12 protein-coding genes and 1 pseudogene are annotated in these 20,584 nt (G+C 69.2%); 10 read left to right on the forward strand and 3 right to left on the reverse strand.

The features are described from left to right. Nucleotides 1–108: 108 nt before the first annotated feature. Entirely contained in the window at nucleotides 109–2,580 is a 2,472-nt protein-coding gene (locus ABZ857_RS21495) for a glycoside hydrolase family 48 protein (RefSeq protein ID WP_357045464.1), read from the reverse strand. Nucleotides 2,581–2,945: 365 nt separating this feature from the next. Here ABZ857_RS21495 and ABZ857_RS21500 point away from each other — a divergent pair, with 365 nt between their 5' ends. The 7 genes and pseudogenes from ABZ857_RS21500 to ABZ857_RS21530 all read left to right on the forward strand — a co-directional run. Beyond that, the gene (locus tag ABZ857_RS21500) at nucleotides 2,946–3,344 is read left to right on the forward strand and encodes a phage holin family protein (RefSeq protein WP_357045466.1); all 399 of its coding nucleotides are present in this window, start codon (nucleotides 2,946–2,948) and stop codon (nucleotides 3,342–3,344) included. Beyond that, complete coding sequence (locus ABZ857_RS21505; RefSeq protein WP_357045468.1) at nucleotides 3,341–4,210, forward strand: DUF3618 domain-containing protein; 870 nt, start codon at nucleotides 3,341–3,343, stop codon at nucleotides 4,208–4,210. Before ABZ857_RS21500 ends, ABZ857_RS21505 begins: the two co-directional genes overlap by 4 nt. After that, nucleotides 4,207–5,157, forward strand: a complete 951-nt coding sequence (locus tag ABZ857_RS21510; RefSeq protein ID WP_357045470.1) for a YihY/virulence factor BrkB family protein — start codon at nucleotides 4,207–4,209, stop codon at nucleotides 5,155–5,157. Before ABZ857_RS21505 ends, ABZ857_RS21510 begins: the two co-directional genes overlap by 4 nt. A 598-nt stretch (nucleotides 5,158–5,755) precedes the next feature. Continuing rightward, complete coding sequence (locus ABZ857_RS21515; RefSeq protein WP_357045472.1) at nucleotides 5,756–6,049, forward strand: CATRA system-associated protein; 294 nt, start codon at nucleotides 5,756–5,758, stop codon at nucleotides 6,047–6,049. Further along, on the forward strand, nucleotides 6,046–6,186 hold the full coding sequence (locus tag ABZ857_RS21520) for a hypothetical protein (protein WP_357045475.1): 141 nt from the start codon (nucleotides 6,046–6,048) through the stop codon (nucleotides 6,184–6,186). The genes ABZ857_RS21515 and ABZ857_RS21520 overlap by 4 nt, the downstream gene beginning before the upstream one ends. 21 nt (nucleotides 6,187–6,207) lie before the next feature. Then, a complete protein-coding gene (locus ABZ857_RS21525; protein ID WP_357045477.1) occupies nucleotides 6,208–7,485 on the forward strand; it encodes a CATRA conflict system CASPASE/TPR repeat-associated protein in 1,278 nt (425 codons plus the stop codon). Beyond that, a pseudogene (locus ABZ857_RS21530) lies at nucleotides 7,433–10,894 on the forward strand (CHAT domain-containing tetratricopeptide repeat protein); the annotation flags it as partial. The gene ABZ857_RS21525 and the pseudogene ABZ857_RS21530, both read left to right, overlap by 53 nt. A 225-nt stretch (nucleotides 10,895–11,119) precedes the next feature. On the opposite strand, the gene ABZ857_RS21535 reads toward ABZ857_RS21530, so the two are convergent. After that, nucleotides 11,120–13,198: a prolyl oligopeptidase family serine peptidase gene (locus tag ABZ857_RS21535; RefSeq protein WP_357045556.1), complete on the reverse strand. Its 2,079-nt coding sequence runs from the start codon at nucleotides 13,196–13,198 to the stop codon at nucleotides 11,120–11,122. A 719-nt stretch (nucleotides 13,199–13,917) separates the two neighbouring features. On the opposite strand from ABZ857_RS21535, the gene ABZ857_RS21540 reads away from it, so the two are divergent. Beyond that, nucleotides 13,918–15,330 (forward strand): MFS transporter, encoded by a 1,413-nt coding sequence (locus ABZ857_RS21540; protein ID WP_357045479.1) that lies wholly within the window; start codon nucleotides 13,918–13,920, stop codon nucleotides 15,328–15,330. Nucleotides 15,331–15,372: 42 nt separating this feature from the next. Then, nucleotides 15,373–17,064 carry a DUF885 domain-containing protein gene (locus ABZ857_RS21545; RefSeq protein WP_357045481.1) on the forward strand — a complete coding sequence of 564 codons (1,692 nt, stop codon included), beginning with the start codon at nucleotides 15,373–15,375 and terminating at the stop codon, nucleotides 17,062–17,064. 389 nt (nucleotides 17,065–17,453) lie between these two features. On the opposite strand, the gene ABZ857_RS21550 is transcribed toward ABZ857_RS21545, so the two are convergent. Beyond that, entirely contained in the window at nucleotides 17,454–18,752 is a 1,299-nt protein-coding gene (locus ABZ857_RS21550; RefSeq protein WP_357045483.1) for an FAD-dependent oxidoreductase, read from the reverse strand. A 374-nt stretch (nucleotides 18,753–19,126) separates the two neighbouring features. On the opposite strand from ABZ857_RS21550, the gene ABZ857_RS21555 reads away from it, so the two are divergent. Continuing rightward, nucleotides 19,127–20,398, forward strand: coding sequence for a helix-turn-helix domain-containing protein (locus ABZ857_RS21555; protein WP_357045485.1), 1,272 nt, complete (start codon nucleotides 19,127–19,129; stop codon nucleotides 20,396–20,398). The last annotated feature ends 186 nt before the right edge of the window (nucleotides 20,399–20,584 follow it).

Genomic DNA, 20,584 nt, shown 5'->3' on the forward strand with positions numbered 1-20,584 from the left:
GTGGGGGGGGGGGGGGGGGGGGGGGGGGGGCCCGCCCCCCCCCCGCCCCGGCTTACTTGGGGTGCGGTGAAGGGTCAGGCGACACCGCACCCCGGCTTACGGGACCGCTCAGCCGTTGGGGAAGAGCAGGCCGTACTGTCCGAGCGCGGTCGCCACGTCGGTCTGCGCCCAGAAGCGGTGGTAGCGGAAGACCGGAGCCGATCCACCGTTCAGGTACGACTGGACCTTCGGCCAGTCCGGGTCGTTCTTGTACCAGGACCGGATGGAGATGAAGGTCGAGTTGCTGTTGATCGGGTCGCCGTTCGGCATCTTGCCGGTCCAGCCGGACGGGACGTAGACCGGGTCGTCGAGGCGGTTGTAGTCGGCGCGGGTCTCCGCCACCGACACGCCCTTGGCGTCCTGGTTGTTCTTCCAGATGCCGTCGAGCAGGGCCTTGGCCGTGCTCTTGGCCTGGGCGTGGTTCGCCTTCGCCGCGTAGAACATCAGCGCCTTGGCGTACGAACCGGCCACGCCGATGTCGTTGGTGTAGTCCTGGATGGTCACGTGCAGGTTGGGGTTGGGGCCGGGCATGCCGGGGCCGCTGAAGCTGGACTCGGGCTGGCCGGTCCACCGCAGCGTCGACGGGATCTCGAAGGTGCCGTCGGCGTTCACCCGGGTGCCGGACAGCGCCCAGGTGACCCACTTGTCGAGCACCGACTTGGCGTCGGCGTTGCCCGTGGCGTAGTAGTACTCCGCCACGCGCTCCATGGACCACGCCTGGAAGCCGAACCACTGGTTGGACGGCGGGTCGTGGTAGACCGGCTGCCAGTCGTAGGCCATGCCGAAGAACTTCGGCAGACCGGCCGGCGGGTTGGCGTAGTGGCCCTCCCAGCTGTTGGTCGCGCCGCCGGCGATGCCGCCCTCGTCCGACTGCAGCCACTTGTAGAACTGGATCTGCCGGGTGAGGCTGGTCGACCAGTCGGTGACGGCGGTCGTGCCCTTGGGCTTCAGCGCGTTCACGTTCGACAGCGCCCAGGCCGCCATCGGGTTCTGGTAGCCGCCGTGGTTGTGGCTGGAGCCGATGCGCCAGGCCCAGCCGGCCGACGTGTCGGTCGCGCCGCCCCAGGCGTAGTACCACGACAGCAGGTAGTTCGACGCGTTCTTGCCGGTGCCCGCCGGGCAGGAGGTGCTGGAGCAGTTCGGCTGCTTGAAGTACTTGTCGTACATCGCGTAGCGCAGGTAGTCGCCCATCTTCGCCGCGTTGGCGACCGTGGAGGAGATCTGCGACTGCTTGCCCTGCTCGGTCGCCCAGGTCAGCGCCCAGTAGGCGGCCTGGACGGCGCGGGCGTCGGCGTCCGGCGCGTTGGTGTACTTCCACTGCTTGGCGTAGTTGCTGTCACCGGTGAACAGGTCGAGGTACCCGTTCTTGCCGCCGAAGGCGAAGGTGTCGCACGACGGCTGCGGGATGGTCTCGAAGACCGACTCCTCGGGCCCGCGCTGGTAGGTGTTGATGTACGCCGGCTTGGTGGTGCCGTCGCCGCAGCGGCCGTAGCCGTAGGTGTTGTCGACGTCCAGCAGCCAGTGCATGCCGTAGATGTCGGAGGTGCCGTAGGCGCTCTTCAGCTCGCCCGCGATCGGGTCGCTGCCGACGCTGACGCTGTTGTCGAGCTTGGACGGGTACTGGCTGATGTCGTTCCACTCACCCGCGTACGTCGCCGGCTTGCTGGCGTCGTACTTGTCGTTCGTGGGCTGGTCGGCGTGCGACGGGATGATGTACTTCTCCATCGTCTGCCACGCAGTGTTGAACTTCGTCCAGTCACCGGTGATCTTGCCGTACATCGCCTCCAGCCACAGGTAGTAGCTGAACGCCTCGGACGTCGTCTCGTGGCCCTGGTCGGGAGCCTCCACGAGCAGCGTCTCGACCGAGTGGTACGGCACGCCCTGGGGCGAGAAGTACCCGTTGGCCGGGTCGTGGATCTTGTTGTACATCGTCATGAAGTTGTTGATGTACTGGTTGTTCCCCGGCGAGGGGCTCGTCGACGGCGACGCGGAGGGCGACGCCGAAGGCGAGGCGGAGGGGGACGCCGAAGGCGAGGCCGACGGGGAGGCCGACGGGCTGGCGGAGGGCGACGCGGACGGGCTCGCGGAGGGGCTCTGGCTCGGAGCCGCCCCACAGGTCACCCCGTTCACGGAGAACGAGGTGGGCGCGTTGTTGCTGCCGTTCCACGACCCGTTGAACCCGATGTTGGTCGACGCGCCCGTGCCGAGGCTGCCGTTCCACGACATGCTCGTGGCCGTGACGTTCGCGCCGCTCTGGCTCCAGTTGGCCGACCAGCCCTGCTGGATGGTCTGGCCGTTGGGGAAGCTGAACTTGAGGGTCCAGCTGCTGATCGGGTCGCCAAGGTTCTTGACGTCGATGCTGGCTGTGAATCCGCCGGGCCAGGAGTTCGCCGCGTACTTCACGTCGCAGGCCACTGCCGCGGACGCGGGGGTCTGCGCCAGCCCGACGAGGAGGCCGCCGGACACGGCGGCGGCCGCCAGGAGGGCGATCCGTCTCCGCGATCGTGGGAGCGCTCCCGTACTCAGAGCTCTCGTTCGCATTTGTGGAGGGTCTCCAAAGGGATTGGGGGTGGGAGCATCGGGTGAAGAAATGCCAGGTGGCGGATTTCGTGGCCGATGCGGGCAAGGGTGGATCTGAACCGATACGATGGGAGCGCTCCCACATCAGGATTGTGGATTGGGCCCCCGGTATGTCAATCACGGGTTGCCGGCGCCTCACGCGGTGGCCCCGCCAGGCGGTGAGCCGGGGCCCCTTGCTGGCCTTTTGCCCGTGTCCGACAGATGTGAAGCTATTTCATAACTGAAACTTTCATATGTAACGGCCTGGCCGTTCACCCCGCGGAGGCTCGTGGTTAGGGCTCTCGGCTGCGGGTAGGCGCTTCCCAACCCTGGAAGGGAGGCAGGCCATGACCATCCAGAAGGAGTCGCTGTCCACCGGCGAACTCGTCCGCCGGCTGTCCGAGGACGTCTCCCGGCTGATCCGCGACGAACTGCGGCTGGCGCGGCTGGAAATGACTCGCAAGGGCAAACGCGCGGGCATGGGCGCGGGCCTGCTCGGCGCCGCGGGTCTCATCGCGTTCTATGGCGGAGGAGCCCTCGTGGCCACGGCGATCCTGGCGCTCGCGCTGGTGCTGCCCGCCTGGGCCAGCGCCCTGATCATAGGCGCCGCGCTGCTGGCGCTCGCCGGGCTGATCGCCCTGGTGGGCAAGGAGCAGGTGTCCCGTGCGACGCCGCCCACTCCCGACGAGGCGATGCGCAGCCTCAAAGCGGACATCGACGTCATGAAGGAGAGTGCGCGCAGATGACCGAGACCGATTCCGGAGCGGGCCGGCCGAACGCCGGGACCGTGGGTGTGCACAGACAGAACGCGTCCGAGCCGGTCACGGATACGGAGTCGCTGAACGCCGTACGGCAGTCGCGGCCCGGTCCCGAGCCCGTCGCCGCGGCCCGGGACACCGAGACCAGACGCGAACACGAGGAGAAGGGACACGACGAGATCGCCGAGGTCCGCCAGGAGATCGAGCGGACCCGAGACGACCTCGGCGACACGATCGAGGCGCTGGCCGCGAAGGCCGACGTGAAGGCGCGGGCGCAGGAACGCGTGCACGCGACCACCGCGGCCGCGCGGGCCAGGGTGGCCGGCGTGACGGGGCGCGTACGGGAGGCCACGCCGGAGCCGCTGCGGGGAGCCGCCGGCAGGGTCGGCGAGCAGGCGAAGCGTCGTCCCGGCCTGATCGCCGCCGCCGGAGCCGCGGGCACCGCGCTGCTGCTGCTCCGCCGGATCGCCCGGAGCCAGGGCCGTACGACGAGGCCCGGCGTGTCCGGCATGTTCCAGAAGCCGGGCATCTCCGGCAGGGCCGGCATGCCGAGGATCCGCGGCTTCGGCGGAGCCCGCATGGGCCGGGGGATGTTCGGTGTCTCCGGCACGATCGGCAAGCCGCGCGGCGGAGCCCGGATGTTCGGCGCCAAGAGCAGGTTCGGCGGCATGGGCCCGGTCGGCGGCAAGGGCGCGTTCGGCGGAGCCCGGATGTTCGGCGGGACGCGCGTGTTCGGCCGGAAGGGCATGTTCGGCGGAATGAGCATGCGCGGCACGTTCGGACGGACCCGCGTGTTCGGCCGGATGTTCCCGCAGTCACGTCGCACGCTCATGCGGAGGTTCGCCCACCGATGACCGACCCCGAGGACGAGCAGGGGCCGCTCAAGAGGCTGTCGCGCCGCGACTGGATCGGAGTCGTCAAGCGCACGGCCAAGGAGTTCAAGGAGGACAACGTCCCCGACTGGGCGGCCTCGCTGACGTACTACGCCGTCCTCTCGATCTTCCCCGGGCTCATCGTGCTGGTGTCGATCCTCGGCCTGCTGGGGCAGAGCGCCACCGACCCGCTGCTCGGGAACATCAAGTCGCTGACGCCGGGGCCGGTCCAGCAGATGCTGCAGACCGGCCTCGCCAACGTCCAGCGGCACCAGGGCACCGCCGGGGTGTTCGCGATCACGGGTCTGCTGCTCGCGCTGTGGGCGGCCTCCGGCTACATGGGGGCGTTCATCCGGGCGACCAACGCGATCTTCGACATCCGGGAGGGCCGTCCGTTCTGGAAGGTGACCCCGCTCCGGGTGGGGCTGACGCTCCTGCTGGTGATCCTGATGGCGGCCTCCGTGCTCGCCGTCACCTTCACCGGCCGCCTCGCCGAGATCGCGGGGAACCTGCTCGGCCTCGGGCCCGCCGCGGTGACGGTCTGGGGCGTCGTGAAGTGGCCGGTCCTCGTGCTGCTCGCGGCCGGCATGATCACCCTGCTCTACTACGCCGCGCCCAACGTCCGCCAGCCCGGCGTGCGGTGGCTCAGCCCCGGCAGCCTGTTCGCCGTCGTGGCCTGGGTCGTGGTGTCCGCCGGCTTCGGGCTGTACGTCGCGCGGTGCGGCTCCTACAACAAGACGTACGGCACGCTCGCGGCCGTGGTCGTCTTCCTCGTCTGGCTGTGGCTGTCGAACATCGTCATCCTCAGCGGCGCCGAACTCGACGCCGAGCTCCAGCGCGGTCGCAGGATCGCCGAGGGCGAGTCCCCCGCGGAGCCGTACGTCGACCCCCGTGATCCCCGAAGGACCCCGAACCCGAGGAAGGCCTGAGCGAGTCCCCCACCCGGACCTGAGAACGGATGGGCGGACACTTCCCTCCTGCCGCTCCCGCGGGCGTCAGGGCTCGCCGGCAAGCTCGCGTTCTGCCAATGACGCCGCCGGTCGCGGGGAGCGTTCGCAGGCGGCGCGGAAGATCCGGCCCCGAAAGGGGACGCGAGGTTTCGTAGGACGACAATCGTGCTCCCCGAGCTCGGTTTCCCATCTAATTGGGCGAATCGTCTGATCCTGGAATGGAAGCACCAGGCGGTACATTCCTCCAGATATGCGGAAATCCCCGGTCACTGCTGGCTTCTCTGCCCGCATGGCCTCCGGAAGCCGGTGAGGTCGGCGAGGAGCCGGACCTTTACCCATGGGGTTTGGGCCTGCCCGAACAGCGCGGTTTCCGGCCGGCGACGTGGGCGGCCGAGGTGAGGGCGCCGTCGAGGATGGCATCAGGCGGACGAATTATCGCCTCTCCAAATCTTCTCCTCGTCCTTACCGGCGGCGCTCCCTGGGATTGCCCAGGAGCGTGAATTGACTACCGGATCGGGCCGAATGATTGTATTGAAGATACATTGGCGTCTGCCTGGCGTGGACGGCCAGGACGGAGGTGACCGCGTTGCTGGGTGAGACGCTCGACGATGCGGATCAAGTGGTGACCCTGATCCGCGACTGGAAACTCGATGACGAGGAGTGGGCCGCGGTCGTACAGGCGCTGCGGCGTCTCTCGGATGCGCTGGCCGGCGGGGACGAGGCCGTGGCCGCACTGGAGGAGGCGGCGCCGCCCAGGCTCGCGCCCTACCGCGAGCCGGACGCCGCCGGGCCGAAGGAGGCTCCCGACGAGGTGCGCCACCTCGTGGTGGAGATCCGGCGGCTGACCGATCGATCGCGTACCGCACGGTGAAGGCGCTCCAACCGGCTCTCGCCGGTTTCGTCTTCGTCACCGGCGACGGCGACCCCTTGCGGCCGGTGTGGAAGGCCTGCGGCGACCGGCTGGGCATGACCGAGCCGTTGCTGCGCGACGTGCCCATGGAGTGGTAGCCCGCGGGCGCGGCTGGGACGGTGGGCATCGCGGCGGCCAGGACCCGGCCGGCCCTGGGAGAGGTCGCCGAGGCGATGGTGATCCGCCATCCGGCGGCGACGGGCGTCGGCCTGGCGCTCGGCCGCTCGGAAGGCGCGCACGGCCTGGACACATGGGCGGATCTGTACCGGCTCTGGCGATCAGCGGTCCCGGAGGGCATGCCTGAGTGCCTGTTCTTCTGGGCGGGCGGCACCCCGGACGGGACGGCCGTGCGCCGGACGCTTCTCGCGGCGGGACTCGACTGCTGGCGCGACCCGTACCCCATGGACGGGGCGGCCCGCTGGGAGTGGGAGTCCCCCACGGGCCCGCGCGTCCTGGCCGTGCTCGCGGCCGCGGACCGGCTGCCTGCGCTCGACCGCCTCGTGTGGCGCCCGCCTCACGTCTCCCCGTTGGCCCACCACTGGCTCAACACCGTACTGCTGCGCGAGCAGCGCGCCGAGCGGGAGCGGTTACAGGAGGAGCTGTGGCGGGCCAGGGACGCCGTCGAGACGCGCGGCGCACGGCTGGCGATCGGATCCGAGATCTCGTCACTGGACGGCGCGGAAAGCACGCTGACGGAGGCGTCGGCCGAGCTGATGTCCATGGTCGGGCTCGCCACCGGGCTGCGCGACCTGCGGCGGGTGGTGACGTCGCTGCGCTACAACATGGACCAGAGGCGCCTGTTTCCGGCTGGTGAGGGCGTGTTCGGCGCGGACGCGGCCGAGGCCGACCTGCTCCTGCTGCAGACCGGGCAGACGTTGGAGCACGTGGAGACGGCCCAGGTGCGGGCCGAGGCGCGCCTGCGGAGCGCGCGCGGGTGGCTCACCCTGCACCAGAGCACGCTGCTGGCCCGGCAGCAGCGCGTCAACACCGTCCAGGCGGCTCTGGTCGCCGCGCTGCTGGCCGTCATCGGCGCGCTGACCACCTTCGGGGTGGACGCCAGGCCTCCGGTCGCCGCACGACTGCCGCTGGTTCTCACGCTGTTCGCGGTCGTCGTCGCCGCGCCCCTCGTGGCGACGCGATGGTACGACCGGCGACTGCCCGTTACGTACCGCCTCGTCACCGGCCTGGCGGCGGGTACGGCGGTGTGGGCCTGCCTGGCCTGGACGGGCGCCGGATTCTGGGCTCCGGTGGCCGGACTGGGGGCCGCGGCGGTGACCGGAACAGTGCTCGCGTTGAAAGGGCGGGTTCGCCGTGGGCGGGGATCGGGACAAGGCCGCGAGGCTGATGACGGCGGGCGACGAGCTGGTGGCGAAGGGACGGCCGCGGAAGGCGCTTGAGCGCTATCGCCGCGCGCTGGCGCTGGTGGACGGTCCCGGTGAGCTGCCGGCTCTCCTGTGGACGCGGCTCGCGCGCGTGCTCAGGACCATGGGCGATCTGGACGGCGCGCTGGAGGCGTCCGCCAGGGCGGTCGAGCAGGCCGAGGCGGCGCGAGGGCGCTCGGTGCTGGCGGGGGCGCTCAACGGCCGGGCGCTGGTGCTGCAGGCGGCGGGACGGCTGGAGGAGGCCGAACAGCACCTGAAGTCCGCCATCGACGTCGAGAGCGAAGCCGATCCCGACAATCCGGCCGTCGCGCCCCTGCTGTGCAACCTGGCCGCCCTGCTGCTGGGCAGGGGCGACCCGGCCGCCGCCGTGGGACCGGCCCGGCGCGCCGTCGACCTGATGGAACGTTTCGCCCCGGCGACGCCGTACCTGCTGGCCTCCTACGACTACCTCTACCAGGCCCTGGACAGGTCGGGCAGGACCGGCGAGGCGATCCCCTATCTGATCAGGATGCTGCCGCGGATGCTGACCGGCAGCCCGGACCTGCCGGAGACGGCCGACGCGGTGGAGCGGTTCGCTGAACTGAGCTGTGAGCGTCAGCCGCCGGAAGACGCCCTGCGCACGCTGGACGGCCTCGTACGGAGCCTCGACCTGACCGCGCCGCACAGCAGGGCCGCCGGAGTCCTGTCCCTGTGGTCGGGGATCGCGTCGATCGGTCTCGACGATCTCGACGGAGCGCTCCAGCGGTTCACCCGGGCGTGGGAGATCCTCTCCCGCCGGCCGGACCAGGCCGTACGCGCCGCCCTGGCGGTCGCGAACATGGGCAAGGTATGGCTCGGCAAGGGCGACCGTGACCGGGGTGAGGCGCTGCTGCGGGAGGCTCTGGCCGCCTACGAGCGGGCCGGAGACCCGATCGGGACCGGGAAGGCGCTGCGGGCGCTGGCGGCTTCGGCTCGCGAGGACCACCGGCTCGACGAGAGCGCAGCCTTCGGAGAGCGCCTGGTCGAGCTGGAGGACCGCGACCCCGCGCCCAGGAGGAGCCGTGTGGTGGCGACCGACAACCTCGCCTCGGTCTATCGGGAGCTGGGCGACTACGCCCGCGCCCAGGAGCTGGGCGAGCGGGCGCTGGGGATCGCCCGTCAGGTGCCCGGCGGCGAGCTGGACGTCGCGATCTGCCTGAGCAACCTGGCCAACACCGCCTTCCAGCGGGGCGATCTGGCGCGGGCAGGCGAGTACCTCGACGAGGAACACCGGATCCTGTCGGAGGTGGCGCCCCGCTCGGACGAGATGGTCGTCTGCCTGTCGTCCATGGGGGCGCTGCGCCTGGCCCGCGGCCACGTCTGGAACGCCTCCTTGCCGCTTCTGCAGGCGGAGACGCTGGCCGGCGAGCTCGGCCTCCCGCCGGGGCGTACCGCCATGGCCCGGGTCGCTCTGCACAGCCTCGACATCACCCTTGGCAGTGTCACGGACGACACTGTCGCGGCGATGCGCGAGAGCGTCGACGCCCTGCGTCGCGACGGCACTCCGCAGGAGTGGTTCAGCGCGGTGGAGAAGCTGGCCGCCGCGCACCTCCAGCTGGGACACGCTCAGGATGTCGTCGACACCCTCAGAGAGGGGATCCGGGACGGGGACCGGGTCGCGCCGGCCTCCGAGCCGGTGATCTCCATGCGGGTCTCCCTGGCCATGATGCTCCTCGCCCAGGATTCCGGGTCCGCCGAGGCGGAGCGGCTGCTGGAGGAGTCGATCGGCATGATGCGGGCCGAGCGGCGGCAGTCCTCGGTCCTCCTGCACGCCCTCACGCAACGGGCCGGTCTGCGATGGCACGGCGGCCGCACGGCCGAGGCCGAGGCCGACCTTCGCGCCGCCGTCGCCGTCGCCGAACGGCTGCGGGAGAACGCCGCGTTCAGCCCCGCGTTCCGCGAGCTGTTCTTCGCGAGGCAACAGCAGCCGTACGACATGCTGGTGGCCCTGCTCGCCGAGCAGGGCAGGTGGGCTGAGGCCTTCGCCATGACGGAGAGCAGCAGGGCGCGGAGTCTCATCGACCAGCTGGCGCCGGGGACGGCCGGGGAGACGGGCGTGCCGGTGCCGGAGGAGCTGCGGCAGGAGTACCGCTCCCTCGTCTCGGGCCTGTCGGTGGCCGCGGCGGCGCGCAGCACCCCCGTCGAGGCGACCGTCCGGCGCATGGGTGAGGCCGGGGAGGGAATGCAGGAGTTCGCCGACGAATTCGTGCGGGCCGTCACCGCCGGTCCCGGCCTGGCGGACCGGCTCGAGATCGTCCGCGCACGGCTGCGGGCCCTCGCGCCGGCCCCGGTCGAGGCGTTCCAGCCGATCCCCGCCGACGAGGCCCGCGACCTCGCCGCGGCGCACTCGCTCACGGTTCTGTCGTTCCGGCTGATCGACGGCGCCGTCTACGTGTGGACTCTCGGCCCGGACGGCTCCATGGACCTGGTGCGGACCACGCTGGACGCCGAGCGGACCGCGGAGCTGGTCATCAGGATCGTGGGGCCGGCCAACCGGTCCCACGGCCAGGCGGCCGAGACCCTGGCCGACCGGGATCGGGCGGCGGCCGAACTCGCGCACGCGCTGCTCGGGCCCCTGCCGCCGCACGTGTTCGGCGGGACGGGCCCCCTGCTCGTCGTCGGCGACGGACCGCTTCACTACCTGCCCTTCGAGCTGCTGCCGGTGCCGGGCGGGGAGGACGGCGTGCGGCTGGTGGACGTCCGCGCCACTTCGTACGCCACCTCGCTGACCGCCCACCGGCTGCTGACCCGCCGTCCGGGAGGCGGCGCGTTCGAGGGCGAGTTCATCGGCTACGGCGACCCGGTGCCGTCCGAGAAGGTGCGCTCCACCCGCTTCCGGGAATGGCTGAGCGAGTACCGGCGCTCGCTGACGGCCCTTCCGGGCACCAGAACGGAGGTCAACGCGATAGCCGCGTTGTTCGGGGACAGGGCGGAGGCGGTTCTGGGCGGCGACTTCACCGAGCAGGCCGTACGGGAGCGCGCCGGCCGCTACCGTTACGTCCACTTCGCCACCCACGGTCTGCTCGACGCGAACGACTCGATGTTCTCCGGGCTCCTGCTCAGCCCGCCCGCGACGGGCGACGGCGGGCACGACGCGTTCCTGCACGCCCTGGAGATCCCCGACCTGCGCGTCCGAGCCGACCTCGTGGTGTGCTCGGCCTGTCAGACGGCCCTGGGCGAGACGCGCGCGGGAGAAGGGGTGGTCGGCCTGGCTCACGCCTTCCTGGCGGGTGGCGTGCGCTGCGTCGTGCTCAGCCTCTGGCCGGTCTCCGACGCCGTCACCATCCGCTTCATGAAGCTCTTCTACCGGCGGCTGAAGGACGGCGTGCCCGTGGACGAGGCGTTGCGGCAGGCCCGCCTGGCGCTCCGCCGCCGTCACCCCGATCCCTACTTCTGGGCCGCCTTCGTCGCCATGGGCACGCAGCCGGCAAAGCACACCGCGAAGCCATGCGCTGCCTCAAACGGCGGCTCGCCACCGTCATCTATCGCCACCTCGCAGCCGACCAGCAGGCTGCAACACCCACGGCAGCTTGACAGACAGGAGCTACCATCGACCTCACACCTCCGCCGGAAACCAGCCACCAGCATCTCGGCTCCGCACCGGCGTCACCAACGTCACGGCCTCACACAGCTAGGTGGCAGCCGGCGTCATACCGAGGTGGTCCATGACGAAGGCGAGGATCTCGGCGTGGTGTTCGATGGCCTGCGCTCGCGTCGCCGGCAGGTGTCCGTAGTCCTTCCTGACCCGCAGCAGTGGCTTGTTGGCGGCGCTGGCCGCGCGCAGCCGCGCGGTGAAGACGCGACCGTGGAACGGCTCGCAGGCGAAGTCGTGCTCCCCGAAAATCTGCAGCACTGCTGGGTGCCGCATGCCGATGCGAACGTTGTGGTACGGGGAAAAGCCGGCGAGACGACGGGAGTCATCGGGGTCCGTGACGTCTCCGTAGTCCTCGAGGAAAGCCCCGCGCGCTTCCACGGCTGCGGGGTTGCCGGGGCTCTGGAACTCCAGCATGTCCAACAGCGGGACATCGGCCACCACCGCGCCCCAGAGATCCGGCCGCCGTACGAGCGCGACACCGGCGAGCATGCCGCCGTTGCTCTTGCCGTAGAAGGCCAGCTGTCCGGGTTTGCTGACGCCGGTCGCGATCAGTTCGTCGGCGACGGCGAACAGGTCGTCGAAGGTGTTCTGCTTGTTGGTCAGGCGCCCGGCTTCGTACCACTCCCTGCCGTATTCGGCACCACCGCGAAGGTTCGCCTGCACGTACACGCCGCCCGCCGCGAGGAACGGCCCGATATTTCCGAGATAGTGGGGCATCAGCGCCTGGTTGAAGCCTCCGTAGGCTTCGATGAAGGTCGGCTGTGGCTTGGTGCGGTCGACAGCGGCCCGGTGGACGAGAAAGTACGGTATCCGGGTGCCGTCCCGGCTGGTGGCGAATGCGCGGTCGACGGTCAGGTCCTGAAATGCCCTGCTGCTCTCGCTCAGCTGGACGAGCTCGTTCGTCTCGGGCAGATAGCGGTAGTCCACGGACGCCTGCTGGAAGGTCTCGTGGGTGAACGTCAGCTCGGTGGAGCGCTCGAAGCGGCGGGCGGCCATCGCGGTGGGCGAGGAACCGGAACCGGGCATCGGGATGGATGCCTTTGCCTCGCCGGTTGCGGCGACCACCCGGAACTCGACCGCGATGTCCCGTATCTCGCAGACGACCAGGTCGTCGCCGAGCTTGCGAACGCACCGCAGGACCGCTTCGGACTCCGGTACCAGTTCGCGCCAGGTGCGTTCCTCGGTGGAGGTGGCGACGGGGATGGCGACCACTCTGCCGCGCGGCGCGTTGGCGGTGACCACCGCGACGTAGGTGTCGTCGTCGTACCACACACCGTGGCACTCACCGGGGTAGTCCACGGGGAGGAAGGGCCTCCACTGGCCGGTGGCGCGGTCCATGAGGTGGCAGGCGATCTGCTCGTGCTGCCCGGCGAGGGCGATGACGCGGGCGCCGTCCGGGGACACCTGCGCGGTCAGCGTGAAGGTGTTGTGCGGGAGCTGGGCGTGGGGGAACACGGTGTCGGCCTCGTCGGGGATGCTCGCGGCTACCGGGACGAAGCGCATCCGGTGCTCGCCGGTATCCGTCCGGTCGGCCGTGTAGAACCCGGTACCGTCGGGCAGCCAGCCAGGAGTCGCGCCCGCGGCTATGTGTCGCGGCGCCTCGACGGGCAGCACCCGGCCATCTTCGGTGCTGACGACGTGCAGCGTGCCGATCGCATTTCCCAGCGGATAGGCGGCGAACACGACACGTGATCCGTCGGGGGTCGGTTCGTACCAGAGCAACTGCGTGTCCTGACCGAACGCGGGGTCGCGTGGGTCGACGATGAGAGTGCGGGGGCCGTCCGCGGTTTCCGAGACCCACAGGCCCAGCGTCGGATTGTCGGCGGCGACCGCGGCGAGACGGAACCAGAACCGGCCCATGCGGCGCGGCGTCGTGGTCCCCCAGATCTCCGCGTTCGACGGCTGGTCCGCGATGGTCCGATCGAGTTGGTCGCGGATCTCGCCGAAATGCGTCCAGCCGTGGATCGCAGTCGAGGTGGCGGCATTCTCCTGTTCTTGCCAGGCGAGCGTCTCAGGTGTGTTCTCCCGCAGCCAGCGGTTCTCATCGGTGAACGTCACCGCTCCGACCGTCACGGTCTGCTCGCTGGTCTCTCCGTACGCCGTTTCCGTCGTCACCCGTGCTCCTCGGTTCTGCGTGGGCAAGGAACGCGCTCCACGCAATGGTGCCGTTCAGTTTAGGATTCGTCGTCGCTTCCCGGCTGTAGACAAGCGTTGCGACTCACTGTCATCGGACGCGACAGACGTCACCTGCGCCAGATGTCGGATCGCCGCACCGAACTGCACGACGTTTGTCCAGTTCTCATCGGCGAGGCCGCATCGCAAGCTGTGTACCAGCTTCGACGTCTTCGACACCGCGCGTCGCCCTTACCTGGAGGTAATCATGCCCTCACGCATCGTCGACCTAGTCACCCACAACTTCGTCGAGATTCTCGCGGAACCGGCAGCGGTCTGGCCGTTCCTGCTCGACACGGACAGGTGGAAACAGGGTGCGAAACCGGTTCGGGAATCCGGTGAGCCGGGCGCCGTCGGGGAGGTCCGGGTCGCCCGTGAGGTGATCGACGGCGTCGAGTACGGTCTGACCGTCGAGACGGTGGTGCTCGAACCGCCCTTCCGTAAGGTCGTGAAGCTGTTGACCGGCGCACCGGACGATCCAGGGTGGGCGGCGTGGCAGCTCGTCCCGCTGGTTGGCTCGACGCTGGTGAGCTACGACGTCTACAGCCGACACGAAATGGATGGCGGGATGACCGCGGACGATTATCGAGCCGCGAACCGGCGCCGCTTCGACGCCGAGCTCGCCACGCTCAAGCAGCTGGTCGAAGCCGAGGTGGCTCGCGATGAAGAGTGAAGTTGTGGCCAGCGGCCTGCCGGCGTCGCAGGGCCGCACGCGATCGGTGAGCGCATTGCTTGTCGGTGCCGTGCTCGTCTATGGCTTGCTCGAGGCCATGATCGTGCCCGCGCTGCCGCTCATTCAACGCGGAATCGGTGCCACGCAGGCGCAGGCCGGGTGGATCATCTCGGCGATGGCGCTCGTCGGCGCGGTCGCCACCCCGGTCGTCAGTAGGCTCGCCGACGTCCGTGACCGGCGAGGCATTTTCCTCGGTATCCTCGCGATCGTCTTCGTGGGGATCGGGACAGCGGGGCTGGCCCAGTCGGTCGTGGTGTTCGCGATCGGCCAGGGCTTGCAAGGCGCCGGGGTCGGCCTGGTGCCGCTTGCCGTCGGCATCGTCCGCGACACCGAACCACCCGAGCGGTTGCGCCGAACGAACGGCCTGTTCGTCGGAGGATTGGCCGTCGCCAATGCGGCCGGTGTGCTGCTGGCCGGGCCGCTCCTCGCCGTGCTCTCGTACCAGTGGCTGTACTGGATGGCGTTGATCGTGCTCGCTCCGCTGCTGGTGTTCGTGGTCGTCGTGATGCCCTCCTATCCGCCTTCGGTGCACGGCAGGGTCGATTGGGCCGGCGCCGCCCTGCTCGGCATCGGCGTGGTCGCGCTCCTGCTGGGCATCACGTTCGTCGCCTCGACAGGGTGGACCTCGGCTCCCGTACTCGGGCTGGGCGCGGCGGCGATCATCGCACTGGCGGTGTTCGTCCTCGTCGAGCGACGGGTCGCCGACCCCCTGGTGGACCTGCGGCTGGGTGGCTCCGCGGTGCTGATCGTGCACGTGACCGCGTTCGCGGCGGGGGTGTCCTCAGCGGTGCTGATGATCGCTATCCCGGTGATCACGGCCGCACCGTTAGCGACCGGGTACGGGCTGGGTTCGACCGCGGTCGTCACCGGGCTGATCATGTTCCCGCTCGGTGTGCTCGGCGCGATCGCCGCCCCGTTGACCGGCCGATTGGAACGGCTTATCGGGTCGCGCATGGTCATGGTCCTTTCCGGGGCGCTGCTGCTCGTGGCGGGACTGATCATGGTGAGCGGCCGGTCCAACGCTTTCGTGCTCGCCGTTGGCGCCGGACTGGTCGGCGTGGCCGTGAGCACCGGGCTCACGCAGGGCGTCAACATCATCGCGCTCACGCTTCCCGCCGACCGCGTCGCGAGCGTCACCGGGCTCGCCTACGTGCTGCGTGCGGTCGGTAACGCGGTCGGTGCCCAATTGGCCGCCACCGTCATGGCCCTCGAGTTGATTCCGGGCACCCAGCTGCCTACCTGGAACGCCATCACTTGGGTCTTCCTCGGCGCGGGCGCTGTAGGTGCACTCGTGGCGGCAGTGTCCTTCCGGCTCCCCGCCCGGCTGACGGCGGCCCACTGAGGCCCACTGAACTGTGCGATCTGCCTGACCAAGGAGACGATCATGGCCCCGACCGTCCGAGCCCTCGCCGACCGAGTGTGGGACCACGTCCTGCATACCGAGCCGCACTACGCGCTGCGCACCGGCCGGCCCGTCGAGCACCTGCCGAGCGGATCGCTCGACGAAGCGGAAGAACGGGCCGCGATGGGCCGGTCCGTGCGTGCGGCACTCGCCGGGATCGGCGAGGCCACCCTCGAACGGGACGAGCGGGACACGGCCGCGCTGCTGCACTTCATCGCCGATCATTGGGCGTGCGCCGACCAGTCGTGGTGGTGGCACTTCCCGGTAGCGCCCTACCAGCTGTACGAGCTCAGTTTCACGGCGTCGCAAGCATTCGACGTGATCACCTTCGCCGACCCGAACACCGACGTCGAGCGTTTCCGTTCCCTCGCGGGGGATCTCGCTCGACAGGTACGCGGCGCGGAGGCGAAGCTTCGTGCGCAGGCCGAGAGTGGTTGGGGAACACCGCAAGCGGCGTTGCCAGGATTTGTCTCCGCCGTCGTTGGCCTGCGCGCCGCGATACAGCGGTGGCTCACCGTGGACGAGCAGCGCATCGAGCCCCTCTCCCCCGCACTGCGAGGCAGGCTCACCGACGGGCTTCGCCGCGCCGCGATGAACGACATACTGCCCGCGGTCGACTCCCTGCTGCGCTACCTCGACGGTCCGGCACGAGACACCGCAACGCCAGTGGCCGGACTCGGCCACTATCCCGGCGGCGAGCAAGCATACCGGCGACTGGTGCGTCAGTATGCCTCCTACGACATCTCGCCAGAGCAGGTGCACGACATCGGGCAAGCCCAAGTCGCCGAACTCACCGAGAAGATGGCGAAACTGCGCTCCGAGATCGGGTTCGACGGCGACGAAGCCGCCTATCGGAGCGTCCTCGAGGCAGACGAACGATTCCACGCCCGCTGCGCCGAGGACGTCGCCGCGACCTATCGGCGCCACCTCGCCGCCATCGAGCCGCTGGTCGGACAGTGGTTCTCGGCAACCCCCAAGGCACGTCACGCAGTCGAACGCCTCGATCCCGAACTCGAAGCCGGACTGTCCTACGGCTACTACGAACAACCAGGACCGACCAACCCGCTAGGCCGCTACCGCTACAACGGATCCGGGCTCGACAGCAGGTCCCAGATCAACGCGGCGACCCTGATCTTCCACGAGCTCGTCCCCGGTCACCACTTCCACCTCGCGCGCCAGGAAGAAGACACTGCGCTGCACCCGATCCGCGGCATGTTCGCCCCCGGACTACTCGGCGCCTACACCGAAGGCTGGGCCGAATACGCCGCCTCACTCGGTATCGAAATGGGCCTCTACACCGACCCATGGGATCGGTACGGCCACTACGTGCACCAGCGCCTCACCGCGCAACGACTCGTCGTTGACACCGGGCTCAACGCGTTCGGCTGGTCCCTGGAGAAGGCGGCCGCGTACATGGCGTCCACGACGATGGAATCGCCGCAACAAATACACACCGAAACGCTGCGCTACTCAACCGATATGCCCGGCCAAGCACTCGGCTATCGCCTCGGCTTCCTCAAGTTCTGGGAACTGCGCGAACACGCCGCGCGGAAACTCGGGACCACATTCGACGTCCGCGCCTTCCACGAGGTCGTCCTCGGCCCCGGTGCCCTCCCGCTCACCGCCGTCAGCGAGAACGCGGCAAACTTCGTTGCGGGGCAAACCACCGGATGACACCATGGTCTGCCCCGGTTCGATGGATTTTCCTGCCACGACGGTTGTGTTCTCGAACTCTGTTGGGCTGGGCTAGCCGAGGCTGCTGCGGCGTCGTTGGCGGTTGTGCCTGATCTCGAAGTACTCGAAGATCGCGTTCCCACGCTCAAGACCGAGTCACCTCGAGCCACTCCGTGACACGGGCGCCGGGGTCGTCCGGCAGGCCCACCGTCCGGCTCCGGTGCGGGACCGATGACCGATCGGGAGGCGGGCACCGGCCGATCGGTGTCCAGCCGGCGCCGAATCTCGGCGAGCGGGCGCAGGTTCTGATCACCGAAGGGGGCGGCCCGTGTGGCGAACCGGAACCGAGGACCATATCCGCGATCGAACGCGTGTGGGGCGGCCGGCCCTCAGCCGAGTACCGTGCCCGAGCTTTCCGTGTTGTGGGGGCGTTTGCGGGAGAATGCCGAGAGGTCGATGTCCAGCCCGGTGTGTTCGCCGATGTACCGTGCCGGTCGTGCGTCGTGGTCGGTGCCGTTCTCGGTCTGTTCGATGATCGCGGTGAGGAACTTGCCGACGACCGGGGCGTTTTTGAATTGGTTACCGCTGGTGCCCATGGCGACGTAGAACCCGTCGAGCTCGGTGCGGTCGTAGATGGGCGTCCAGTCGTCGGCGACGTCGTAGACCCCCACGACCCCACGGGCCCGGTTGGGGACCGTCAACTCGGGCAGTCGCCGAGCGGCACGTGTTACCTGCGCCTCGAACACCGCCATGGTCGGCTGCGTGGTGACCGCGTCCGGATCGTCCACCCACTGCAGCGGATCACACTCCGGTTCCGTGCCACCGACCAGCAGACCCCCACCGGCCTCGCCACGCAGATACGTTCCCAGATCCATATCCGCCACCGAGATCCCGACACCATCACCGGCACGATACCCCGGCGGCGCCGCCACATGCGCGACCTCCTGGCGCAAGGGCCGACACGACACCGTGAAATCCGCGCCCACCCCGGCCAGCTCGTTGACCCGCGTCGACCACGGACCGGCGGCGTTGACCACAACGGCACACGGAATCCGGCTCCCATCACCCAGCACCACCGCCGTGACGCGGCCATCGGCCCGCTCGACACCGCACACGGTCGAGTGGAATCGGAACTCGGCACCATAGACCCGCGCGGCGGCGGCCAGATTCTGCGCAGCCAGCGCCGGATCATTCACGAACCCCGCATCGGGCGTGTACACCGCACCCAATGAGGACTCCGCGTCCGCCCAGAACCGGTTGTCGTCAATGCGTTTCGGCGGCCAATACCTACCGACATCGATTCCCGGTATCCGTTCCCGCAAGTCCGCACTCGACCACTCCTCGAACGGGACACCGACCTCCCTGAACAGCGGCACATACATCGACCGTGGCGCGGCAGGGACATCCAACATCGCCAGCCCGCACCGCTCGAACCTGGCCAACTGCCCCACATCACAACCGAGGTGCTCCGCCCATGACCGCCAGCCGAAATGTGCCTCCCAGGCCGCAGAAACGCCGGCCACCGTGGAAAAGTTGAACCGCACCACCGCACTTGAGGCGGCCGTGGAACCATGCCCTGCGGCCCCTGCCTTGTCGACGACCGTCACCCGCCACCCGCGTCTGCCAAGCTCCAGCGCGACCGAAGCACCGACAACACCCGAACCGATCACCACGACATCGGCAGCCATGGAACCCCACTCCCTCAGGGAAACCCACGTGCGCCACGCCAACCACGCACGATGACACCGCCATTGTCGGTAGGAACGGGGTCACGCAGCATCAAGCATTCGCCGCATCTCCACGCGTGAAACCACGACCACTGTCGACACGAGCACTGTCGACACGAGCGCTGCCTGGAAACAGCTCGCCGGGATCGCATTGGAACACCGTGGGTTGCCTGAGTCAGCCGCCGTGACCGCCCAGCTCTTCCCGGGCCCGCAGACGACCCCACACGCGTCGCCTGTCGCACTGGACCGTCGACGCATACGACATATGTCGCTTGTACTCGAAGGCGTTGTGGGGGAGAGTGAACACTGGCCCGTTCCAGTGGAGGTAAGCGCTCATGGCTGATGAGCTGCAGGAGGTCGTTGACACCCTGGCCGAGCGGCTGCAGCGGTCGGTGGCGATCGACGACCCGCAGATTCGGTTGCTCGCGGCGAGCCGCCATTTCGGCGACGAGGACACGGCGCGGGTTTCCTCGGTACTCAACCGTTCGCTCGACCCGCGGCTGTGCGAGCAGATCCTCGCCACGGGCATCGCGCAGTGGACAAGCCCGGGCCCGGTGGTCGTGCCGAACGAAGGGATCCTGCCGCGGCTGTGCGTACCGATCCGCTGCGCCGGTCTCCTGCTGGGCTATCTGTGGCTCATCGACCCCGATGCCGCACTGACCGAGCACGACAAGGAAAGCGCGCAGGAAGCCGCTGAACGCGCCGGTGTCGTGTTGTATCGGGACCTCATCGTGCACGAACGCACCAGGGCCCGGCACGAGGCGATCCTGTGGGAGCTGGTGGCCACCGATCCCGCCATCCGTTCGCAGGCAGTCGAGGACCTGCGTGCCGAGCAACTGTTCCCCGCGACGGCCATGCACTTCCAGGTGCTCGGCGTGCAGCACCGGGGAACCGAATCCCCACAGACGGTGGCCATGGAGGCGGCGGTCGAGGACGCGCAGGACACGATCGCCCAGTACTGCACGGCACAGGGATCCGCGCTCATAGCCGCCAACAAGTCCCGGGCCTGGTTGGTGATCGCCCAGCCGCGACCACTGTCGCGTCGTGAGATGGAGACGGTCTGCGACCGCCTCACCGCACGATTCGCCCAGCTCACTCACCACGCCGGACAACTCGTGCTCGGCATCGGTGGTCCCGTCTGCCGGATCGAGGACATCATTGAGTCCTACCGGCAGGCTTTCCTCGCCGTACGCGCGGCACAACTCGTCCCCTCCATCGGACCGATCGCCCGCTGGGACGAACTGGGCCCCTATGCGCTCCTGATGAAAATGCCCGCCGAGGATCTGCTCGCCGCCGCACAGGTACCCGCACTCGCCACACTGGAACACGAAGACGGCCAACGCGGACTCGTCACCACGCTGGAAGCGTTCCTCGACAACGCGGGCGACGTCGCCCGTACCGCGAGCGAACTCAAGGTACACCGTGCCACCCTCTACCAGCGGCTCAAACGCATCGAAGCGATCACCGAATGCGACCTGAACCGAGGCGAAGACCGGCTCACCCTCCACATGGGACTCAAACTGCGCACCCTGACCGCCGCCTACCGCAACCAGACAACCCCGGCGGCACCCGAGAGCTCCTCGGCCACACTCCGCTCGGTGTCCTGACCGAGACCGCGCAGGCCGCCCCAAAATACGAACCCCTCGCCTCGGACACCAGACTGCGCGGGTGCGCTTGCCGAACTGCTAGTACTCCAGTGACACTTCGCGATCTTCGCGATTCAGGTGGCATGGGAACGGCCACCACGTGATCACTCGGAGTTTGTGAAGACATCTGAAGATCGCGTGATGGCC

Origin of the sequence: Microbispora sp. NPDC046933, from assembly GCF_040644635.1 — a bacterium.
Lineage (GTDB): Bacteria > Actinomycetota > Actinomycetes > Streptosporangiales > Streptosporangiaceae > Microbispora.

Coding starts and splice junctions, on each gene's coding strand:
- ABZ857_RS21500 (WP_357045466.1), top strand. CDS start 2,946: ATGACCATCCAGAAGGAGTCGCTGTCCACCGGCGAACTCGTCCGCCGG.
- ABZ857_RS21555 (WP_357045485.1), top strand. CDS start 19,127: ATGGCTGATGAGCTGCAGGAGGTCGTTGACACCCTGGCCGAGCGGCTG.
- ABZ857_RS21495 (WP_357045464.1), bottom strand. CDS start 2,580: ATGCGAACGAGAGCTCTGAGTACGGGAGCGCTCCCACGATCGCGGAGA.
- ABZ857_RS21510 (WP_357045470.1), top strand. CDS start 4,207: ATGACCGACCCCGAGGACGAGCAGGGGCCGCTCAAGAGGCTGTCGCGC.
- ABZ857_RS21505 (WP_357045468.1), top strand. CDS start 3,341: ATGACCGAGACCGATTCCGGAGCGGGCCGGCCGAACGCCGGGACCGTG.
- ABZ857_RS21545 (WP_357045481.1), top strand. CDS start 15,373: ATGGCCCCGACCGTCCGAGCCCTCGCCGACCGAGTGTGGGACCACGTC.
- ABZ857_RS21540 (WP_357045479.1), top strand. CDS start 13,918: ATGAAGAGTGAAGTTGTGGCCAGCGGCCTGCCGGCGTCGCAGGGCCGC.
- ABZ857_RS21550 (WP_357045483.1), bottom strand. CDS start 18,752: ATGGCTGCCGATGTCGTGGTGATCGGTTCGGGTGTTGTCGGTGCTTCG.